18 protein-coding genes are annotated in these 16,576 nt (G+C 52.9%); 12 read left to right on the plus strand and 6 right to left on the minus strand.

Annotated elements, in window-relative coordinates:
- Nucleotides 1-8 precede the first annotated feature (8 nt).
- On the minus strand, nt 9-530 hold the full coding sequence (tpx, locus tag NSQ80_RS07490; protein ID WP_009222790.1) for a thiol peroxidase: 522 nt from the start codon (nt 528-530) through the stop codon (nt 9-11).
- Between the two features lie 106 nt (nt 531-636).
- On the opposite strand from tpx, the gene NSQ80_RS07495 reads away from it, so the two are divergent.
- Both NSQ80_RS07495 and NSQ80_RS07500 read left to right on the plus strand, forming a co-directional pair.
- Nucleotides 637-1,251: a rhomboid family intramembrane serine protease gene (locus tag NSQ80_RS07495; RefSeq protein WP_260070048.1), complete on the plus strand. Its 615-nt coding sequence runs from the start codon at nt 637-639 to the stop codon at nt 1,249-1,251.
- A 96-nt stretch (nt 1,252-1,347) separates the two neighbouring features.
- Entirely contained in the window at nt 1,348-2,265 is a 918-nt protein-coding gene (locus NSQ80_RS07500) for a LysR family transcriptional regulator (protein WP_009222792.1), read from the plus strand.
- Nucleotides 2,266-2,372: 107 nt separating this feature from the next.
- On the opposite strand, the gene NSQ80_RS07505 is transcribed toward NSQ80_RS07500, so the two are convergent.
- A complete protein-coding gene (locus NSQ80_RS07505; protein ID WP_009222793.1) occupies nt 2,373-3,053 on the minus strand; it encodes a zinc metallopeptidase in 681 nt (226 codons plus the stop codon).
- 63 nt (nt 3,054-3,116) lie between these two features.
- A complete protein-coding gene (locus tag NSQ80_RS07510; RefSeq protein WP_036643684.1) occupies nt 3,117-3,578 on the minus strand; it encodes a MerR family transcriptional regulator in 462 nt (153 codons plus the stop codon).
- Nucleotides 3,579-3,848: 270 nt separating this feature from the next.
- Between NSQ80_RS07510 and NSQ80_RS07515 the strand changes: the two genes are divergently transcribed.
- Genes NSQ80_RS07515 through NSQ80_RS07525 form a run of 3 tightly spaced genes read left to right on the plus strand, consistent with a single transcriptional unit; the run spans nt 3,849 to nt 7,129 of the window.
- Nucleotides 3,849-5,249, plus strand: a complete 1,401-nt coding sequence (locus NSQ80_RS07515; protein WP_260070049.1) for an ammonium transporter — start codon at nt 3,849-3,851, stop codon at nt 5,247-5,249.
- 54 nt (nt 5,250-5,303) lie between these two features.
- A complete protein-coding gene (locus NSQ80_RS07520; protein WP_339301971.1) occupies nt 5,304-6,395 on the plus strand; it encodes a DUF294 nucleotidyltransferase-like domain-containing protein in 1,092 nt (363 codons plus the stop codon).
- Nucleotides 6,392-7,129, plus strand: a complete 738-nt coding sequence (locus NSQ80_RS07525) for an exonuclease domain-containing protein (protein ID WP_260070051.1) — start codon at nt 6,392-6,394, stop codon at nt 7,127-7,129. The genes NSQ80_RS07520 and NSQ80_RS07525 overlap by 4 nt, the downstream gene beginning before the upstream one ends.
- A 12-nt stretch (nt 7,130-7,141) precedes the next feature.
- Here the strand turns inward: NSQ80_RS07525 and NSQ80_RS07530 are convergent, their stop codons facing one another.
- Nucleotides 7,142-7,624, minus strand: coding sequence for a M67 family metallopeptidase (locus NSQ80_RS07530; RefSeq protein ID WP_339301972.1), 483 nt, complete (start codon nt 7,622-7,624; stop codon nt 7,142-7,144).
- Between the two features lie 139 nt (nt 7,625-7,763).
- Here NSQ80_RS07530 and NSQ80_RS07535 point away from each other — a divergent pair, with 139 nt between their 5' ends.
- The gene (locus tag NSQ80_RS07535) at nt 7,764-8,342 is read left to right on the plus strand and encodes a TlpA disulfide reductase family protein (protein ID WP_260070053.1); all 579 of its coding nucleotides are present in this window, start codon (nt 7,764-7,766) and stop codon (nt 8,340-8,342) included.
- Nucleotides 8,343-8,406: 64 nt separating this feature from the next.
- Here NSQ80_RS07535 and cimA read toward each other — a convergent pair whose 3' ends face one another.
- Nucleotides 8,407-10,026: a citramalate synthase gene (cimA, locus tag NSQ80_RS07540; RefSeq protein ID WP_260070054.1), complete on the minus strand. Its 1,620-nt coding sequence runs from the start codon at nt 10,024-10,026 to the stop codon at nt 8,407-8,409.
- A gap of 193 nt (nt 10,027-10,219) precedes the next feature.
- Here cimA and NSQ80_RS07545 point away from each other — a divergent pair, with 193 nt between their 5' ends.
- The 3 genes from NSQ80_RS07545 (at nt 10,220) to NSQ80_RS07555 (ending at nt 13,762) form a co-directional block, all read left to right on the plus strand.
- Nucleotides 10,220-11,527 carry a DNA polymerase IV gene (locus NSQ80_RS07545; RefSeq protein WP_260070055.1) on the plus strand — a complete coding sequence of 436 codons (1,308 nt, stop codon included), beginning with the start codon at nt 10,220-10,222 and terminating at the stop codon, nt 11,525-11,527.
- 129 nt (nt 11,528-11,656) lie between these two features.
- Complete coding sequence (locus NSQ80_RS07550; protein ID WP_009222802.1) at nt 11,657-11,899, plus strand: ferredoxin; 243 nt, start codon at nt 11,657-11,659, stop codon at nt 11,897-11,899.
- Nucleotides 11,900-12,301: 402 nt separating this feature from the next.
- A complete protein-coding gene (locus NSQ80_RS07555) occupies nt 12,302-13,762 on the plus strand; it encodes a L,D-transpeptidase family protein (RefSeq protein ID WP_339301973.1) in 1,461 nt (486 codons plus the stop codon).
- Nucleotide 13,763: 1 nt separating this feature from the next.
- On the opposite strand, the gene NSQ80_RS07560 is transcribed toward NSQ80_RS07555, so the two are convergent.
- A complete protein-coding gene (locus NSQ80_RS07560; RefSeq protein WP_260070057.1) occupies nt 13,764-13,895 on the minus strand; it encodes a hypothetical protein in 132 nt (43 codons plus the stop codon).
- Nucleotides 13,896-14,095: 200 nt separating this feature from the next.
- Here NSQ80_RS07560 and NSQ80_RS07565 point away from each other — a divergent pair, with 200 nt between their 5' ends.
- The 3 genes from NSQ80_RS07565 to NSQ80_RS07575 are packed head-to-tail and all read left to right on the plus strand — an operon-like array spanning nt 14,096 to nt 16,537.
- Nucleotides 14,096-15,190 carry a quinone-dependent dihydroorotate dehydrogenase gene (locus tag NSQ80_RS07565; RefSeq protein ID WP_323076262.1) on the plus strand — a complete coding sequence of 365 codons (1,095 nt, stop codon included), beginning with the start codon at nt 14,096-14,098 and terminating at the stop codon, nt 15,188-15,190.
- Between the two features lie 50 nt (nt 15,191-15,240).
- Nucleotides 15,241-16,056: a GTP pyrophosphokinase family protein gene (locus tag NSQ80_RS07570; RefSeq protein WP_260070059.1), complete on the plus strand. Its 816-nt coding sequence runs from the start codon at nt 15,241-15,243 to the stop codon at nt 16,054-16,056.
- A complete protein-coding gene (locus NSQ80_RS07575) occupies nt 16,046-16,537 on the plus strand; it encodes a DUF309 domain-containing protein (RefSeq protein ID WP_339301974.1) in 492 nt (163 codons plus the stop codon). The genes NSQ80_RS07570 and NSQ80_RS07575 overlap by 11 nt, the downstream gene beginning before the upstream one ends.
- Nucleotides 16,538-16,576: the final 39 nt, after the last annotated feature.

Here is a 16,576-nt window from a genome sequence, read left to right on the forward strand (position 1 = left end):
GCCTTCGATTAAGAAAGCAGCGCTTTAACGGCAGCCACCGGTTTTTCATAATCCGGATGCTCGGTCATTTCCTTCAATACTTCGACGTATTGGATCTTGTTGTCTTTATCGACGACAAACACGGCACGCATGTCGAGCGCGAACTCTTTGATGAGCACGCCGTAGGCTTTGCCAAAGGAGTTGTCTTTGTAATCCGACAACGTGATGACGCGATCCACGCCAGCGGCGCCGCACCAGCGGGCTTGGGCAAAAGGCAGGTCGGCACTGACCGTCAGCACAACGACGTCATCGCCAAGGCCGGCAGCTTCTTGGTTAAACCGGCGCGTTTGCGCGTCGCAGACGCCTGTATCCAGCGAAGGAACCACGCTGATCAGTTTGATTTTGCCGGCGAAGTCCTGGAGTGTGGCTTCTTCCAGCAGGTTTTTATTCAAGCGGAAATCCGGAGCCGTATCGCCAACTTTAAGTTCCGGGCCGATCAGCGTGATCGGATTGCCTTTAAATGTAGCTACATTTGCGCGTTCTTGGGCCATGTTTATTTCCTCCTAGTCAGATGGATTTATTCAATCAAATTTAATTATAATCGTTTTGAAAAGAAAATGTCCAACATTAGGAAAAACAACGGTAAGGAGGGATCCGATGATTTTCATACGATACGAAAACTGGCGAAGTTACCTGCGATATTATCCCGTTACCTGCTTGCTCCTGGCGGCCAACATCGTGATGTTTATCGTGCTTACGCTGAATGGGGGATCGAGGAACGGGCTCACCCTGCTAAGGTTCGGGGCAATGAGCGACATCGAGCCCTTTGCCGGACAAAGCTGGCGGTTGTTTACGGCGATGTTTCTTCACAACGGGTTTGATCACCTGTTTTCCAACTCGTTTGCGATCCTGGTATTTGCGCCGCCGCTGGAGCGTCTGCTCGGCTGGTGGCGATATGCCTTGGTCTATTTGGGCAGCGGACTGGTCGGAAACCTCATCAGTATGGGGGTGTACCAGTTTAGCTCGGTCCCTCATATCTCGGTTGGGGCCTCAGGCGCTGTCTATGGTGTGTATGGCGCGTTTCTCTACATTGCCTTGCTGCAGCGTCACCTGATGGATGAAAGCTCGCGAAAAACGCTGTACAGCCTTCTCATTATCGGGGTGATCTATTCGGTATTGGTTCCCAAGATCAACCTGGCCGCTCATTTTGGCGGGCTTGTCGGCGGCTTTTTTATCTATGGACTCATTGTCCGCTTGTTAAAACGGCGTTGAACCAATGGATTGTAAATGGTACATTAAATTTAGAGTATTATGTCATCAGAAGATGTTCGATGTTCGTAGCACATGCGAAATGGAGCGATCAGATTCGTGGAATTAAGACAACTGCAGTATTTTGTAAAAGTGGCGAGGAAAGAGCACGTGACTCAGGCTGCCGAGGAACTGCACGTCGCCCAATCGGCGGTAAGCCGGCAAATTCACCAGCTCGAGCAGGAGCTTGGCGTTAATTTGTTTATGCAGAAGGGCAGGAATCTCCACCTTACCGCTGTGGGGCAGCTATTCTGCAGCCGGGTGGAGATGATTCTGAAGGATCTCGACCGGGCCGTGAGCGAGGTGCACGAATTTCTCGATCCGGAGCAAGGGGAAATTCGCTTAGGCTTCCCCAATAGCCTAGGTATTCATATGATTCCCAGCGTGGTGGCGGAATTCCGCAAGCTGTATCCCAATGTGAAGTTTCGTTTTAGGCAAGGCACTTATCCTACGTTAATTCGGGATGTGGTTTCAGGGGAAGTGGATTTAGCCTTTATTTCTCCGTTTCCGGAAAATCATGATCAAGTCACCGGCAATGTGGTATTAACCGAGGATTTGGTGGCCATCCTTCCGCCGGGGCATCCTTTGGCTGGTGAGCAAAGCATCAAGCTCAGCCAGCTTAAGGACGAGAAGTTTATTTTGTTCAGCAAAGGCTATTCCTTGCGGCCAATCGTTTGGCATGCCTGCCTGGAGGCAGGGTTTACGCCAAAAATCGCCTTCGAGGGCGAAGAGACCGATACGATCCGGGGGCTGGTTGCGGCTGGGATGGGCGTAAGTCTGCTGCCGGAAATGGCGCTGTTTCAGAGCTTTACGCTTCAGCCGATCCGTGTGCGGATTTCGGAACCTAAGGTCACCCGTACCATTGGGCTGATTCATCGGGTCGACGAGAAACTGCCGCTGGTAGCCCAATCGTTCCGAATGTTCCTGCTGGAATACTTTGGGCTTCAGGTGGATACGCCGCCAAACCAGCAGCAGTAATTGAATCATCATGGAACGTTCTCCGAGATGTGGGGACGAAAAAAAAGGCTGCACGATCTCGAGCCCATGGGCTCGGTACCGTGCAGCCTCTTTGTTTGGTTTACTTGTTATTCGCGGTTGCTTGTGAAAATCAGGATGTAACGCAGCAGCTCCAAAATGGAGATCAAAGCGGCAGCTACATAAGTCAAAGCCGCGGCGTTTAATACTTTGCCAACTCCGCGTGCTTCATTAGGCGAAATAAAGCCTTGTTGAAGCATGATCTTGCGGGCCCGGTTGCTGGCGTTAAACTCGACCGGCAGCGTCACGATCTGGAACAAAACGGCCGCGGAGAAGAAGATAATCCCCAGACCGATCAGGTTCAGCGCGCCGAACAGGAAACCAGCCAGAAGCAAGAAAGGAGCAACCCCCGAGGCGAAGTTCACCACCGGGAACATCCGATGACGCAGCACCAGCATCGGGTACTTCTGCTTGTGCTGGATTGCGTGTCCTACCTCGTGGCAAGCGACGGCTACCGCAGAGATGGAGCTCTCATAATACACCGGCTCTGACAAGCGGACCACGCGGTGAATCGGGTCGTAGTGGTCCGTCAGGGCGCCGTGCACAGGCTCGATCGGGACATCATAGAGACCGTTCGCATCCAGCATACGTCTTGCGGCATCATGGCCGGTTAAGCCATAGAGGTTCTGGACCTTCGCCCATTTGTTAAATGTGCCTTTGACCCGAAACTGCGCCCACAGGGACAACCCAAATGCGAGCAGAATGGGGATCAGCATCACGTCTGAATACATGAATCATTCCTCCATATGATTTAGTTATCAAAGAAGTAACTGAGGTTGTTTCAGGAGTAAAAGTTAGGAAAAGGGTCCGTGATTCAATAACAGCCGGATGGCTTCCATGCAGGCCAAGCTTTGCGGCAGCAAATTCGCGAAGGCGCGTTTGGCCTGGTTGGGCTGCAAGCTGGAAATGAGCGGCTCCAGCTCTTTGACTTCGCGTTCCAGCTGCTGCATATGGAGCTCTAATGAGCTTAGCTTCTCCGTCACTTGTTCTTCCGGAGAAACTCGGTGCCACTGGTCCAGCTTCTCACGGATCTCTTCCAACGTATATTTCTCCTGTTTCAATTGATTAATACGTTCCAGCCTGATCAAGGTTTCAGCACTGTATAAACGATAATTTGTCTGGGTTCGCTTCTCCGGGGAGATCAGCCCGAGCTTCGTATAATAATCGATTGTACGCTCACTCACATCAGCTGCCTTCGCTAACTCTCCGATCCGGTACAGTTTCTTTACTCCAAGTTCATCACCTCTCCCGACAATTCCAAAGGATTGAGTTCTATATTTATTCTATTTATCCCCATAATACTTAACAACAAGCATACAGTCAAACGTCATACTTTATTTTTGTCAGTAACTATAGGAGGATTCGTTAAAGGAGGATTCATTAAAAAACATTACATTCAATGTAATAATACATACAATTTAGCGATTTTTTTTGAAAAAAGTATTGTCATCCCTGAAGCTTTCTCTTATAATCACATTAACAATTCATTATGTGTTAGGAAACTTAACATTAGGGGAGTGTTCAAAATGAAGAAGAAATGGCTTTACGGAGTACTCATTTTTCTTGCATCGTTTGCGTTTCCGGTCTCGGCATTCGCAGCGGAGGGAGAGGTTACCGCTCCGGTTCTGGAGCTCGGCCTGAACTCGCTTTTCGTATTCGTCGCAGCCATGCTGGTATTCTTCATGCAAGCAGGCTTTGCTCTTCTTGAAGCAGGTACGGTTCGGATGAAGAACGCCGGACACGTTGCCGGCAAAACCGTCCTCACCTTGGGAATTGCTATTCTTGCTTGGTGGCTATTTGGTTTTGGCTTCGCTTTTGGCGACGGCAACAGCTTCCTGGGTACAACCGGGTTCCTGTTCGGCGGCGAAGGGGATATCGGTTCGTTCGGCGTATTTGCTGAAATTGGCGTACCGTTAAATCTGATGTTCCTGTTCCAAATGGCATTTGCTGCTGTATCGCTGGCGATCGCTTGCGGCGGGATGGCAGAACGTGCGAAGCTCAGCGTTTATATTATCTTCGGCACGATCTTTATCGTTCTGATTTATCCGATTGTCGCTCACTGGGTATGGGGCGGCGGCTGGCTTGGTAACTTGGGGATGCAAGACTACGCTGGTTCGACGGTAGTTCACTTAACTGGTGCTACAGCGGCGCTTGCAGCAACCATTCTGCTCAAACCGCGTCTTGGCAAATACAATAAAGATGGTAAACCGAACAACATTCCAGGTCACAACCAAGTGTTGACGGTACTCGGTGTGATCATTTTGTGGATTGGCTGGTTTGGTTTCAACCCAGGTAGTGCATTAACTCCTTTGGGTGATGGATTCTTTGGTTATGTGTTGATGACAACAAACCTGGCTGCTGCAGCTGGTGCAGTTGCTGCACTGCTCATTTCCTGGGCAGTTCTGGGCAAGTCGGATATTCCAAGCATGCTGAACGGTGTGCTGGCGGCTCTCGTAGCGATTACTGGTTCTTGTGCGTTCGTTGATGCTTGGGCTTCCGTCATCATCGGTGCGGTTGCTGGGATCTTGACCTTCTTTACGGCTAGATGGTTTGAACGCGCTGGTGTGGATGATCCGATTTATGCCTTCTCTGTACACGGGATCGCCGGGGTATGGGGGGCGATTTCTACCGGTCTCTTTGCAACGCCGGAGCTGGCTGAGACTACAGGTGTAGGTAAAGCAGGCTTGTTCTATGGCGGCGGTTTTGGACAATTAGGGGTTCAGCTGCTTGGCGTGATCGGGACTTTCGCCTTCGTATTGGTACTGTCGTTCCTGATTCTCGGAATTATGAAATGGACGATGGGGCTGCGCGTCACGGAAGAAGAAGAAACGATGGGGCTGGATATCAGCGAACACGGTACTTACGGATATCCGGAGCAAATGAGCTTACTGAATAAAACAACTTCGTCTGGTATTCCTGCAGAATAATTGAAGATTGATATCCTGACGTGAGGCGTCCGGAAGAGAAAGGAAGTTGGGCTTATGAGTCATGAGACGGCCATGAACAACGCAAATTTAAGCGAGATCCGGTCCGCCGCAACTCCCGGTTTGCTAAGAGCGGCCAGAATCGATGAGCAGAATCGCTTGTATAGCAAGCTGACATCGATGCCGATTCAGGATTGGAACCGTGAGGTCTCGGACCTGCATGATGCCGTCATGACCCAAGCTTGCCGATGCTGTGAAGAAGAAATGATCCAGGAGGGCTTCGGCCCTCCTCCTTCGCATTATGCCTTTATTGCGTTTGGAAGCGCCGGTCGGGCGGAACCCACGTTATGGAGCGACCAGGATAACGGTTTGATCTACGGGGATGGTGATGCGGATCAGCTGGAAGTCTACTTTGAGATCTTTGGTCAGAAGCTGTCAGAGATTCTCGAGCAGGTTGGTTATCCCCCATGCCCGGGCAGGGTCATGGTGTCCAATCCGTTATGGCGCGGCAACCTCGCTTCGTGGGAGAAGCAACTGCTGGAATGGCGGGACATTCTGGCTTGGGAACAGGTTCGCTACTTGATGATTGCCGCCGATTTGCGCCATATCTGCGGGAATGCGGAGCTAACCGCTGGCTTGCGCAAGACCATGAAGCGGATTATGGAGGCGGATCAAGGCGGAGAACGCGATGTGGTGGCGGCAATTCTGCGTAATACCGTCCGTCACAAAGCGGCACTAAATGTGTTGGGGCAAGTGATCACAGAGCAAAGCGGTGAACATGCCGGGGAATTTGACGTGAAATACGGGCTGTACATCCCGATCGTGAACGCCGTGCGTTATTTGGCTTTGCAATACGGGATCGAAGCCTCGAACACCTGGGAACGGATCGCTCAACTGCTTCAGCTTGAGGCTGTTCCGACGCGGTGGCTGGAATCGTGCAGTCGCGCGTTTAACACGGCGGTCAAGTTGAGATCGCTTGTATCGCCGGTTATCGAAGACGGCTTGCTCACGGGTTCTCACTACTTGCCCCAAGACATGCTAAAACAGAAAGAGCTCCGGCGCGAGCTGCGGGAATCGCTCAGTACGGTCAAGGTCATGTACCGCACACTCCAAAGGCAGCACCGGTATGCGGAAAGGAAATGGTTATGAAAGAACCGATGAAGGGAAATGGTGGTTTTTGGGATGCTTTTAAGGGCGGCGGAGTGTCGCCAAGGATCGCCTCGATGCTTGGTGCTCCCAGCGCACAGCAGATCGCTTTCGTTCGTTCATTAACCAAAGGACAGCGCCGTCCGGAGACGCTTCACGTTCCGCTGGCTGAATTAAAAACGGCCGTCTTCGATTTGGAGACAACAGGATTTCATTACCATTATGGTGATGAAATCTTGTCCTTTGGAGCCGTGAAAGTGGAAGGGGAGCGGATCACCGATGAGGTGTATTACTCGCTTGCCAAACCCGCTTGCCAAATTCCTGAGCGGATTATAGATCTAACCGGAATTACGCAGGAGATGGCCCAGTCGGCTCCATCCTTGCTGGAGGCGTTGCGCGAATTTATGGCATTTGTGGATGACCGGGTGCTTGTTGCCCACGGCAGTGCGCATGACAAAGCTTTTCTGGACGTGGCGTTATGGAAAACAAGCAAAGCTCATCTCGGGCATCGGGTGCTGGACACGATGATGATCGCCCGTAAGCTGGAACCGGATCGGCGGATCTCCGGCAGCCTGGACGAATGGCTGGAAGTGTATGGGATTCCAGTGGCCCAGCGCCATCACGCGCTGGAGGACTCCAAGATGACGGCTCAGCTGTGGACCGCGTTAATCGCACGGTTGAAAGAACAAAACGTGATTACTTTGGGTGATCTGTACACTTTTTTAAGCAGAACGTAAGCCTTTGCCGTCTTAGTCTTCCCGAAGCTTGACGGGCAGCAGACTATAACCTCCTGTATGAGCACTTATACCATATGCTTGAAGCGTGAAGCCGTCCGGTTCGCCGGGCGGCTTATCGTTTGACGGATTTGCGTTTGGCTTGTCGTTGAACGAGTGCATCCGACCACCGATCAGGTACAAGCGAAGGCGATCGGCAAAATTCGGAAGCTGGCGCAGATCCTCTGGCGAAGGCCGCGGCGGTGAGTTGGGGTGGGTATGATAGACGCCGATCAACTGCGGATCAAAGCAGCTTCGGACCCAGGAGACCGGGTCGAGTTCAAAAGCGTGCAACGGAGTCTGCGAATGGTTCGCCACGGGGAAATAACGTTCGATTCTGCCGATGCGGCCGTCAAATGTTCCGAGCAACAGCCCGCAGGCTTCCTCCGGGTAACGATGTTGCCCATCCTGCAGCATTTCGTCACGAATATCCGGCGGCAATATCCAGGATTGATTCATTTTGCATGCTCCCGTCGATGAAATGATAGAGTTCACCTTTTTCTCGATCCATTGTAACAAATCGTTAAAAAAGGGTACAATAATTACGGTAAACCTAAATCTTCAAAACCAGATGAGGTCATAAAAGGACGGGCAAAAGATGAAACGTAATCGATGGATACTCGCCGGGTTGCTGGTGTTGCTGGTTATCGCCTTGCTGGACCGCGGGGGGCAGGAGGGCTGGTTTGGCAGCTTCCTCAGCGGCTCCAAGGAGGACAATAACGAACCTTCGCTTAGCGCTATGGCAGCAGAAGGGGCTCCAAAGCCGGGAACGGCTGCGCCAACTTTCGCGTTGACAGGATTGGATGGCAAGACATATGAGGTTGGGGGCAAGCGGGATAAAGTGCTGCTTCTGAACTTCTGGGCTTCCTGGTGTGATCCGTGTAAGGAGGAAGCGCCCGAGCTGAAGGCGTTATCTGAGAAATACAAGGATTCGCTGGACATTTATGCCGTGAACGTTACATTGTACGATAATCTGGATGAGGCTAAGGCCTTCGTCAAAAAATATGGCTACACCTTCCCGGTCCTCTTGGACGAAAAGGAGGAGCTTTACCGGAAATATAACGGGATTGCCTTTCCAACCAACGTGCTGATCGACGAGCAAGGCGTGATTCGCGACGTCATCGTTGGTGTCATTTCGCCGGAAGAGTTGGAAGCCAAGATTAAAAGCCTGATTTAACAAGTAAAAAGCCCGAATCGCCGTCAGTAACGGAGATTTGGGCTTTTCGCTTAAGAGGTGATGCTTAATGGTTGACGAGTCCCCATCCGGCGGAAGGAATCTCTTCATAGTCCTCCCGTTTTGTCTGCCCCAGCAGCGCGTAACGGATCGAGTCAACGAGCGCTTCCCAGCTCGCTTCAATGACGTTGCTGGACACGCCAACGGTATTCCAGGAGTTGTGATAATCCTGGGATTCGATCAGTACACGTACCTTCGAAGCGGTGGCATCTTTGTCGTCAAGAACGCGCACCTTGTAGTCCGACAGATGCATATCCTTCAAGCCCGGGTAATAAGTGATCAAGGCTTTGCGAAGCGCATTGTCGAGAGCGTTAACCGGGCCGTTGCCTTCGGCAGCGGTGTAGACACTGACTCCGTCAATCTTCAGCTTGACGAAGGCTTCGGAAACGACAGGACGGTCAGCGGTTTTCTCAACGAGCATCTTAAACGATTCAAAGACGAACAGTTCCTTCATATCGCCATTGGCCTGACGCAGCAGCAATTCGAGCGAGGCGTCCGCACCTTCGAATTGATACCCTTGATGCTCCAGTTCCTTAATCTTGGCGATCACTTGTTTGGTGTTCTCGTTCTCCGGATTGAATTCGATTCCCATCTCCTGCGCCTTGGACAGGATGTTACTTTGCCCGGCCAACTCGGAGACAAGCACGCGCTGGCGGTTACCGACCAATTCGGGAGCGATGTGCTCATATGTCCGCGAATCGCGGAGGATGGCGGAGACGTGAATGCCTCCTTTGTGGGCGAACGCGGCGTTCCCGACATACGGCTGGTTGACCGGCATGTGCACGTTAGCGATCTCGCTGATGTAACGGGCGGTATTGGTCAGCTGCTTTAACCGGTCGGGCTCGAGCACTTCGTAGCCCAGCTTCAGCTGCAGATTTGGAATAATCGAGCAAAGGTTGGCATTGCCGCAACGCTCCCCGTACCCGTTCATCGTCCCTTGGATTTGGGTTACGCCGGCCCGGACGGCGCTAAGCGAGTTGGCGACGGCCAGCTCACAGTCGTTGTGGGTATGGATGCCCAGCTTCGAGCCGGGAATCACTTCGCACAATGCGCTGACGATATCATACACCTCATGCGGCATCGTTCCGCCGTTCGTGTCACACATGACCAGCCAGTCGGCACCAGCCTCCTCCGCTTTGCGTAAGACGGAGAGGGCGTATTCCGGATTGTTTTTATACCCGTCAAAAAAATGTTCCGCGTCAAAAATGACCTCCAGCCCCTGCCGCTTCAGATAAGCGATCGAATCGGAGATCATGGCGAGGTTTTCCTCTAGCGTGGTTTGCAGCGCGGTATGCACATGGAAATCCCACGATTTTCCGACCAGCGTCGCCGCTGGAACACCGGCTTCGATCATCTTATTGAGACCAGCATCATGTTCGGCTAGGCTGTCTTTTCGGCGTGTGCTGCCAAAAGCGGTAATCTTGGCCTGCAGCTTCAGCTCCATGACCCGCTTAAAAAATTCAATGTCCTTCCCGTTACTGCCCGGAATTCCACCTTCAATATAATGGACCCCAAGGTAATCCAGCTTTTTGGCGATCTTCAGCTTATCGTCCGCCGACAGGCTGATGCCCTCGCCTTGGGTACCGTCGCGTAAGGTTGTGTCGAAGATGGATATTGGCTTTGACATGATCGAAGTATCCCCCTTTAGCCGTGGATGAGGGTGGTTAGCTCTCCCCGAATGTTTAGTTTTTAATTAATAATTATAACATCAACATGTTAAATGGAACACGCTTTTTTAAGATATCAGGCGATATTGACCGTCTTTCCGGGGACAGGTATGCTGAACTTAGGAGTAACGTATGATAAACGAGGGGTAGGAAATGAGAGATACCGCTGATTTTTACCCTGCGCGGGGAAGAGTCATTTTGCATGTCGATATGAACGCCTTTTATTGTTCGGTCCATGAGGCGGAAGAACCGGAGAAATATCGGAACCGTCCTACGGCGGTAGCGGGAAGCGTGGAGCTGCGCAAAGGAGTGATCGTCACCTGCTCGTATACCGCGCGTAAAATGGGAGTGTCGACCGGAATGACCGTCAGCCAAGGGCTGAAGAAATGTCCCGAGCTGATCGTCATCCAGCCGGATTTCCATCTATACCGCAAATATTCCCGGGCGTTTATGGACATTGCGTACGAATACACGCCGCTCCTTCAAGCGGTTTCCATCGACGAATGTTATCTCGATATCACCGGCTCCAAGCAATTTGGAACCCCGCTCGAAATTGCGAGTCAAATCCAACAGCGGATCCGTCACGAACTGGGCCTTCCCTGTTCGATTGGGATTGCTCCCAACAAGCTGTTAGCCAAGATGGCTTCAGATATGAAAAAACCAAACGGCATCACCGTATTGCGCATCCGGGACGTGCCGAAGCTCCTTTGGGACAAACCGTGCAGCGACTTGTTTGGCATCGGCCGAAAGACGGCCGAGAAGCTGAAGTCGATGCGGATCTATACGATCGGGCAGCTGGCGGCTGCGGACGAGCGCAAGCTGATCGAGCGATTTGGGGTGGCCGGTTCTTGGATGAAACAGGCGGCGAACGGCAGGGATGATTCGCCGGTGAGCGATGAGCGCGAGCGAAATAAATCGATTGGCCACACCACCACACTGCCGCGCGATATTAGCCGGATGGAGGACGTGCAACGCGTGCTGTTGAACATCGCGGATCAAGTCGCGCGCCGACTGCGGCGGCAAAATCTGATGGCACAGACGATCCAAATTACGATCCGCACCCCGGACATGAAGACGATCACCCGCTCGCACAGTCTGGATACGGTAACCGAGCAGGCGGAGGTGATTTACCGGGAAGCCTGTGAGTTGTACCGCCGCCATTGGAGCGAAGACAAGTCGGTTCGTCTCCTAGGGATCACTTTACAAAATTTGGTTCCAAAGGAGGAATCCGCGCTGCAGCTCGATCTGTTTGATTATGAGCGGCAGCCCAAAAAAGAGTCATTAACGCGCACAATGGACATGCTAAGAGACAAGTTCGGGGAAGACGCCGTGCTGACGGCAGGAATGCTGACCGATGATCCATCGGCATTGATCCGCAATCATCGCATTCGCGGGACTTCGCTGCAAACCGACTTTCTTCGCCAGAACCGGGACGATTCGGACGGTCCACGTTCGGAGTAGGAATGATCACGTATTGGAATTGGAATAATACGGAAAACGCATTGAAATTGTAAACTATTTATATTATATTGGTCATGGTGATATAAAAAGCACCGGACTCGTACCGTTTATTCAGGAGGCAGATAAGAGATGGCGAAATATACTTGGGTTGAGAAGGACACATGCATCGCTTGCGGCGCTTGCGGCGCAACAGCACCGGATATCTACGATTATGACGATGAGGGTTTGGCCGAAGTGATTTACGGTAATGACGGCAACCGCGGGATCACGGAGATTCCGGAAGATTTGTACGACGATCTCCAAGACGCTTGCGACGGCTGCCCAACGGATTCCATCAAAGTTGCAGATGAGCCATTTAATAAAGAAGGCTAAACCTTTGGAATAACTGGGATAAGGAGCACCCTGCGCCGATTTTGGCGGGGGTGCTCTTTTTTATTAGATGATGCGGTGATCGCGATCGGGGGCTGGGGTCTACTACCTCTGCTGCCCCCCTTTGCACGATTATCCCGCTGGCTCAGGTCGCTTTGTGCGGCTCTTTGAGGGATTATCCCGTTGGGTCCTGATGAGTTCTGAACGAAAGGGATAATCATGCAAAGAGCTGTGCAGTGATACGACTGAGGAACGGCGGCGTTTTTACCTTGATACCGACCTGCTGGTAGGTACTAAGTCGCAAAATTGCGGGATTGGCGAGAATTGGGTTAGGAACGCGGATTTTTTTGCCGATATAAGTAATGAAAGGGGATTTCTCAACTACTCTCTAATCTGGAGGAACTGATGGGGAACTCGGCTTACCTTAAAAAATACGTGGAAAACCACCCGAACAATAAAATGGCCTGGTACCTGCTGGGCAAAGAATATGAAGCGAACGGGCAAGCGGGGAAAGCCCACTATTGTTATATTCAGGCGGGCAACGTGTACGAGGCGTTTGAATCCAGCAAAATTCCGCTACCGGAGGAAGTGCTGGCCGGCTATAAGGAAGGGCTGTTGCAGGAGTCACACCGGAAGGAGAAACGAAGCCGCTTCCTGCGCAAGCTCAGTCTTGCGCTGTTGATTGCGCTGCTGGTGTGGATTCCTTCCGCCCATGCGCCGGGGGATCGGCAGGCGGCGGTGCCCGTGAACGCCGCCGATGCAGGTGCCGGTGACGATGCCGACCTCGGGGAGGCATCGGCGGAAGCGCAGAAGCCCGCCGGGGATGAGGCGGGCGAAGGTGCGCCTGCGGGGACGCCGGCCTTCTCGGAGCCGGCGTTCACCGCCATCGGCTTCGGCGGCGACCCTGCCGGGACGCAGGCGGAGGCCTTGGGCGGTTTGCTCGCGCTGCAGCGGCAAACCGCCGTCCCCCTGCTCCATGCCGCAGCGCTGGGCATGGAGCAGGCTGGCGACTGGCTGGTCTGGTCGGACGACCTGCCCGTCGCGTTTGGCTTGGAGCAGAGTCCGGCCGATGGTCGGACGGCGCTCCAAGCCTATGATGCGCGCGCGTGCGAATGCGCGCCGCCGGATTCGGCCGCGCTGCAGGAGCGCGCGCGGCAGTGGATCCCGCAGCAGGAATCGCTGGGCGTGCTTGCCTCGGCGATGATCCACTACAAGCAGGCTAACGGTGTATGGCCTGCTAGCCTGCAAGACCTGGCCGGGCCGTATCCCGACAACTGGATTGCCGGGACCGATCCGACCATGGTGCGGGCGTTTAAACCGCTGCTTGCGCAATTAAAACGCGAGGGTACAGGCGCAACGGGAAATGCGAATGCGCAAGAAGTGCTCGCGGAGGGGATGGCTCCGGGGCAGCGGCCTTTTTTTGCCGAACCTTATGAAATTATCGTCGATACGAAAACGCACACATTGGCGGTGGTCAGCGGGAACGTCTTGATTCGGAGTTATCCGGTTGGATTGGGCGGCTCGCGAACGCCGGAGGGCACGTTTGTCATCTCCGAAAAAGTGATCAACCCGAACGGAAGGGATAGCGGGGAATTTGGCAGCCGCGGCATGCAGCTGTCGGATACAAACTACGCGATTCACGGAACGAATGAGCCGGACAGTATTGGAAAGGATGAGTCGCTAGGCTGCATCCGGATGGGCAAGAAGGATGTGGAAGAGCTGTTTGATCTGGTTCCGAAGGGGACGAGGGTGAGGATTGGGAAGGGGATTTTGCCGAAGCTGAAGAACGTCCCGGCGGAGCGTTTCGCCCTGGGCGATAGACAGGATCAGACTAATCCCCACCGCACTTACCATTGGCTGAACTAGCTTAGGTTACGATCAATAGGACGGTAGTCACGATGACCAGCGCGGCAACGATGGAAATGGACCAGATGAGCGCTTTCTTGTTGACTTCGTCCTTTTTCTTCTGGAGTGTAGGCGGTTTGCGCTTGGCAGACATGAACATTTCCCCTCTCTAGCCTAGTTTAAAGCGATATTAGAGATGCTTTCTCCCTTATTGTAACGGCTTTCACGGCAAAATTCCATCACCTTGTTGTTTCTTTCACGTGCGGTTTAGGTTAAACTTTTCTTTTCTAACAGAAACAGCTAAACTGATAATAGCAAAAATGCAAAGCGTAAGATCGGAGTGAATTGTACAACGTGTTGTATCGCGCATTGGGAAAACCGGTGTTTTTCCGGATGGATCCGGAGAATGCCCATCATCTCGTTATCAACGGATTACATACTGCCGCTGCCGTCCCTGGAGTGTTGCCGCTCTTACGCGGAATGTACGGCGTGCCGGAAGCGCCGGAACTGGCGACGGACTTATTTGGAATTCATTTTCCTTCCCCGGTGGGGTTAGCTGCCGGTCTTGATAAAAATGCCGACGCGGTGCCAGGTTTCTCCGCGATCGGATTCGGATTTATGGAAGTGGGTACGGTGACGCCGCTGGGACAGCCCGGCAATGACCGTCCAAGGTTGTTCCGTTTGCCTTCCGACGAAGCGTTGATTAACCGGATGGGCTTTAATAACCGCGGAACAGAGGCGATGGCACAGCGTCTGAAGGCGCTGAAGCACCGCCCGATTCCGATCGCCGTCAACATCGGCAAAAATAAAATCACGCCCAACGAAGAAGCCTACCGTGATTACGAGAAATGCATTTCGGACTTATATGAATACGCCGATTTTTTCGTTGTGAACATCAGTTCACCAAATACGCCGGACTTACGTAAATTGCAGCATGGTAATGAGTTGGCTTCGCTGCTGACTGCTGTAAAGGACCGGATGGCGGCCGAAGCAAAGCGGCATGGCAAATCGAAGGCAGTGCTGGTTAAAATCGCGCCGGACGTGAGCTTTGATGAGCTGGAATATATCGTCGACACCATCCGCAACAGCGGCGTTTCTGGCTTAATCGCCACGAATACGACGTTGTCGCGGGACGGGATCACACACAAGAACGCCCGGGAAGCCGGAGGCCTAAGTGGGAAGCCGCTGAACGCGCGGTCAACGGAGATCATCTCGCGCGTCTATCGGCAAACGGAAGGCCGCTTGCCGATCATCGGATCGGGCGGGATTTTCACGGCGGAAGATGCCTACGCCAAAATCCGGGCTGGGGCCAGCTTGGTTGAAATCTACACTGCGTTGATCTACGAAGGCCCGGAAATCAATCGCAAGCTGCATCGCGGCCTGCGGGAATTGCTGCGCCGGGACGGCTATCGCCATATCTCCGAGGCGGTTGGGGCGGATCACCGATAAGCGGGCCGGCATAGATTTAAGCCGGGGGACAGAAGACAGGAGGCATAAGGATGGACAGTAGGGATTGGGGAACATTTTTGCTTCCATATGAACAAGCCGTAGAAGAACTGAAGGTTAAATTCAAGACGATGCGCTCCGAGCTGAAGAAACGCGAAGAGTATGCACCGATCGAATTCGTGACCGGACGGGTCAAGAAAATCTCCAGCATTTTGGACAAGGCGAAACGGTTAAATGTGTCGATGGAGAATCTGGAGACCGGGATCGAGGATATCGCGGGCATTCGCATTATGTGTCAGTTCGTTGAGGATATCCGCCGGGTTGCGGAATATATTCGCATGCGTAAGGATCTTAAGGTTCTTTACGAAAAAGACTACATCACGAACTACAAAGAAAGCGGCTATCGCAGCTTCCATATGATCGTGGAATACCCGGTGCAAACCGCGCTGGGTCAAAAGCAAGTGCTGGCTGAAATTCAGATTCGTACGCTGGCGATGAATTTTTGGGCGACGATTGAGCATTCTTTGAACTACAAGTATCGGGAAAGTCTGCCTGAAGAAATGCGGGGCCGGCTCAAAAAGGCTGCCGAAGCTGCATTCGTACTGGATAACGAAATGTCCAGCATCCGCCAGGAGATTTTGCAGGCGCAGAAGAGCTTCGAGGATGAATCCAACGTGGTTTCCTCCGTGCTTGCGTCGATTCATCAATTATATTTTTACCATCTGGTCTCAGAAGCCATCGAAGCACAGGATCGGTTTAACCGGCTGTGGGAGGCGAAGGATTTTGATGGGCTGAAGCAGCTGCAGGTCGAACTGAAGGATCTGATCAAGCTGCACAAAAAAGTGGAGGAGCCCGGGGATGAGCTATGAGCCGCTGTTTGTGGCGTATCTCGTTTACTTCAACCGTGACCGCGATTACTTCGAGTGCCATGAGGTGCTCGAGGAATTGTGGCTGGAGCAGGGGCATGATCCGCTGTACAAGGGGCTGCTGCAGGTCGCTGTCGGCTTGTTCCATGCGCGGCGCGGCAATTTGTCCGGCGGGCGGAAGATGCTTTGTTCCGCTTTAGAGCGGCTAGCACCCTATCCGGAACACACGCTTGGTATTGAGCTGGGGAAGCTGCGCCGGGACACGGAAGTGTACGTCCGGCAGCTGACGGAGGGGGATCCCCAAGCCTTTACTTATTACGACCTCACGATCCATGTGCTGGACCCGGAGTTGGTTCGCCTGGTGGCGGAGGCCTCGAAAAACATCGCCCCGAACATTCCGCAGCGGCGCACGCCGCAGCGCGGGGAGAAGCATGAGGAACGACAGCAGAAGCTGGAGCAAAGGAAAGCGCGTGAACAAGGCTGAGAGCGGCCCGTCCCCCGGTGTTGGGGAGACGGGCGTTTT

It is taken from the genome of Paenibacillus sp. FSL K6-2441, from assembly GCF_037964765.1.
In the GTDB taxonomy this organism is placed as follows: Bacteria; Bacillota; Bacilli; order Paenibacillales; family Paenibacillaceae; genus Fontibacillus; species Fontibacillus phoenicis.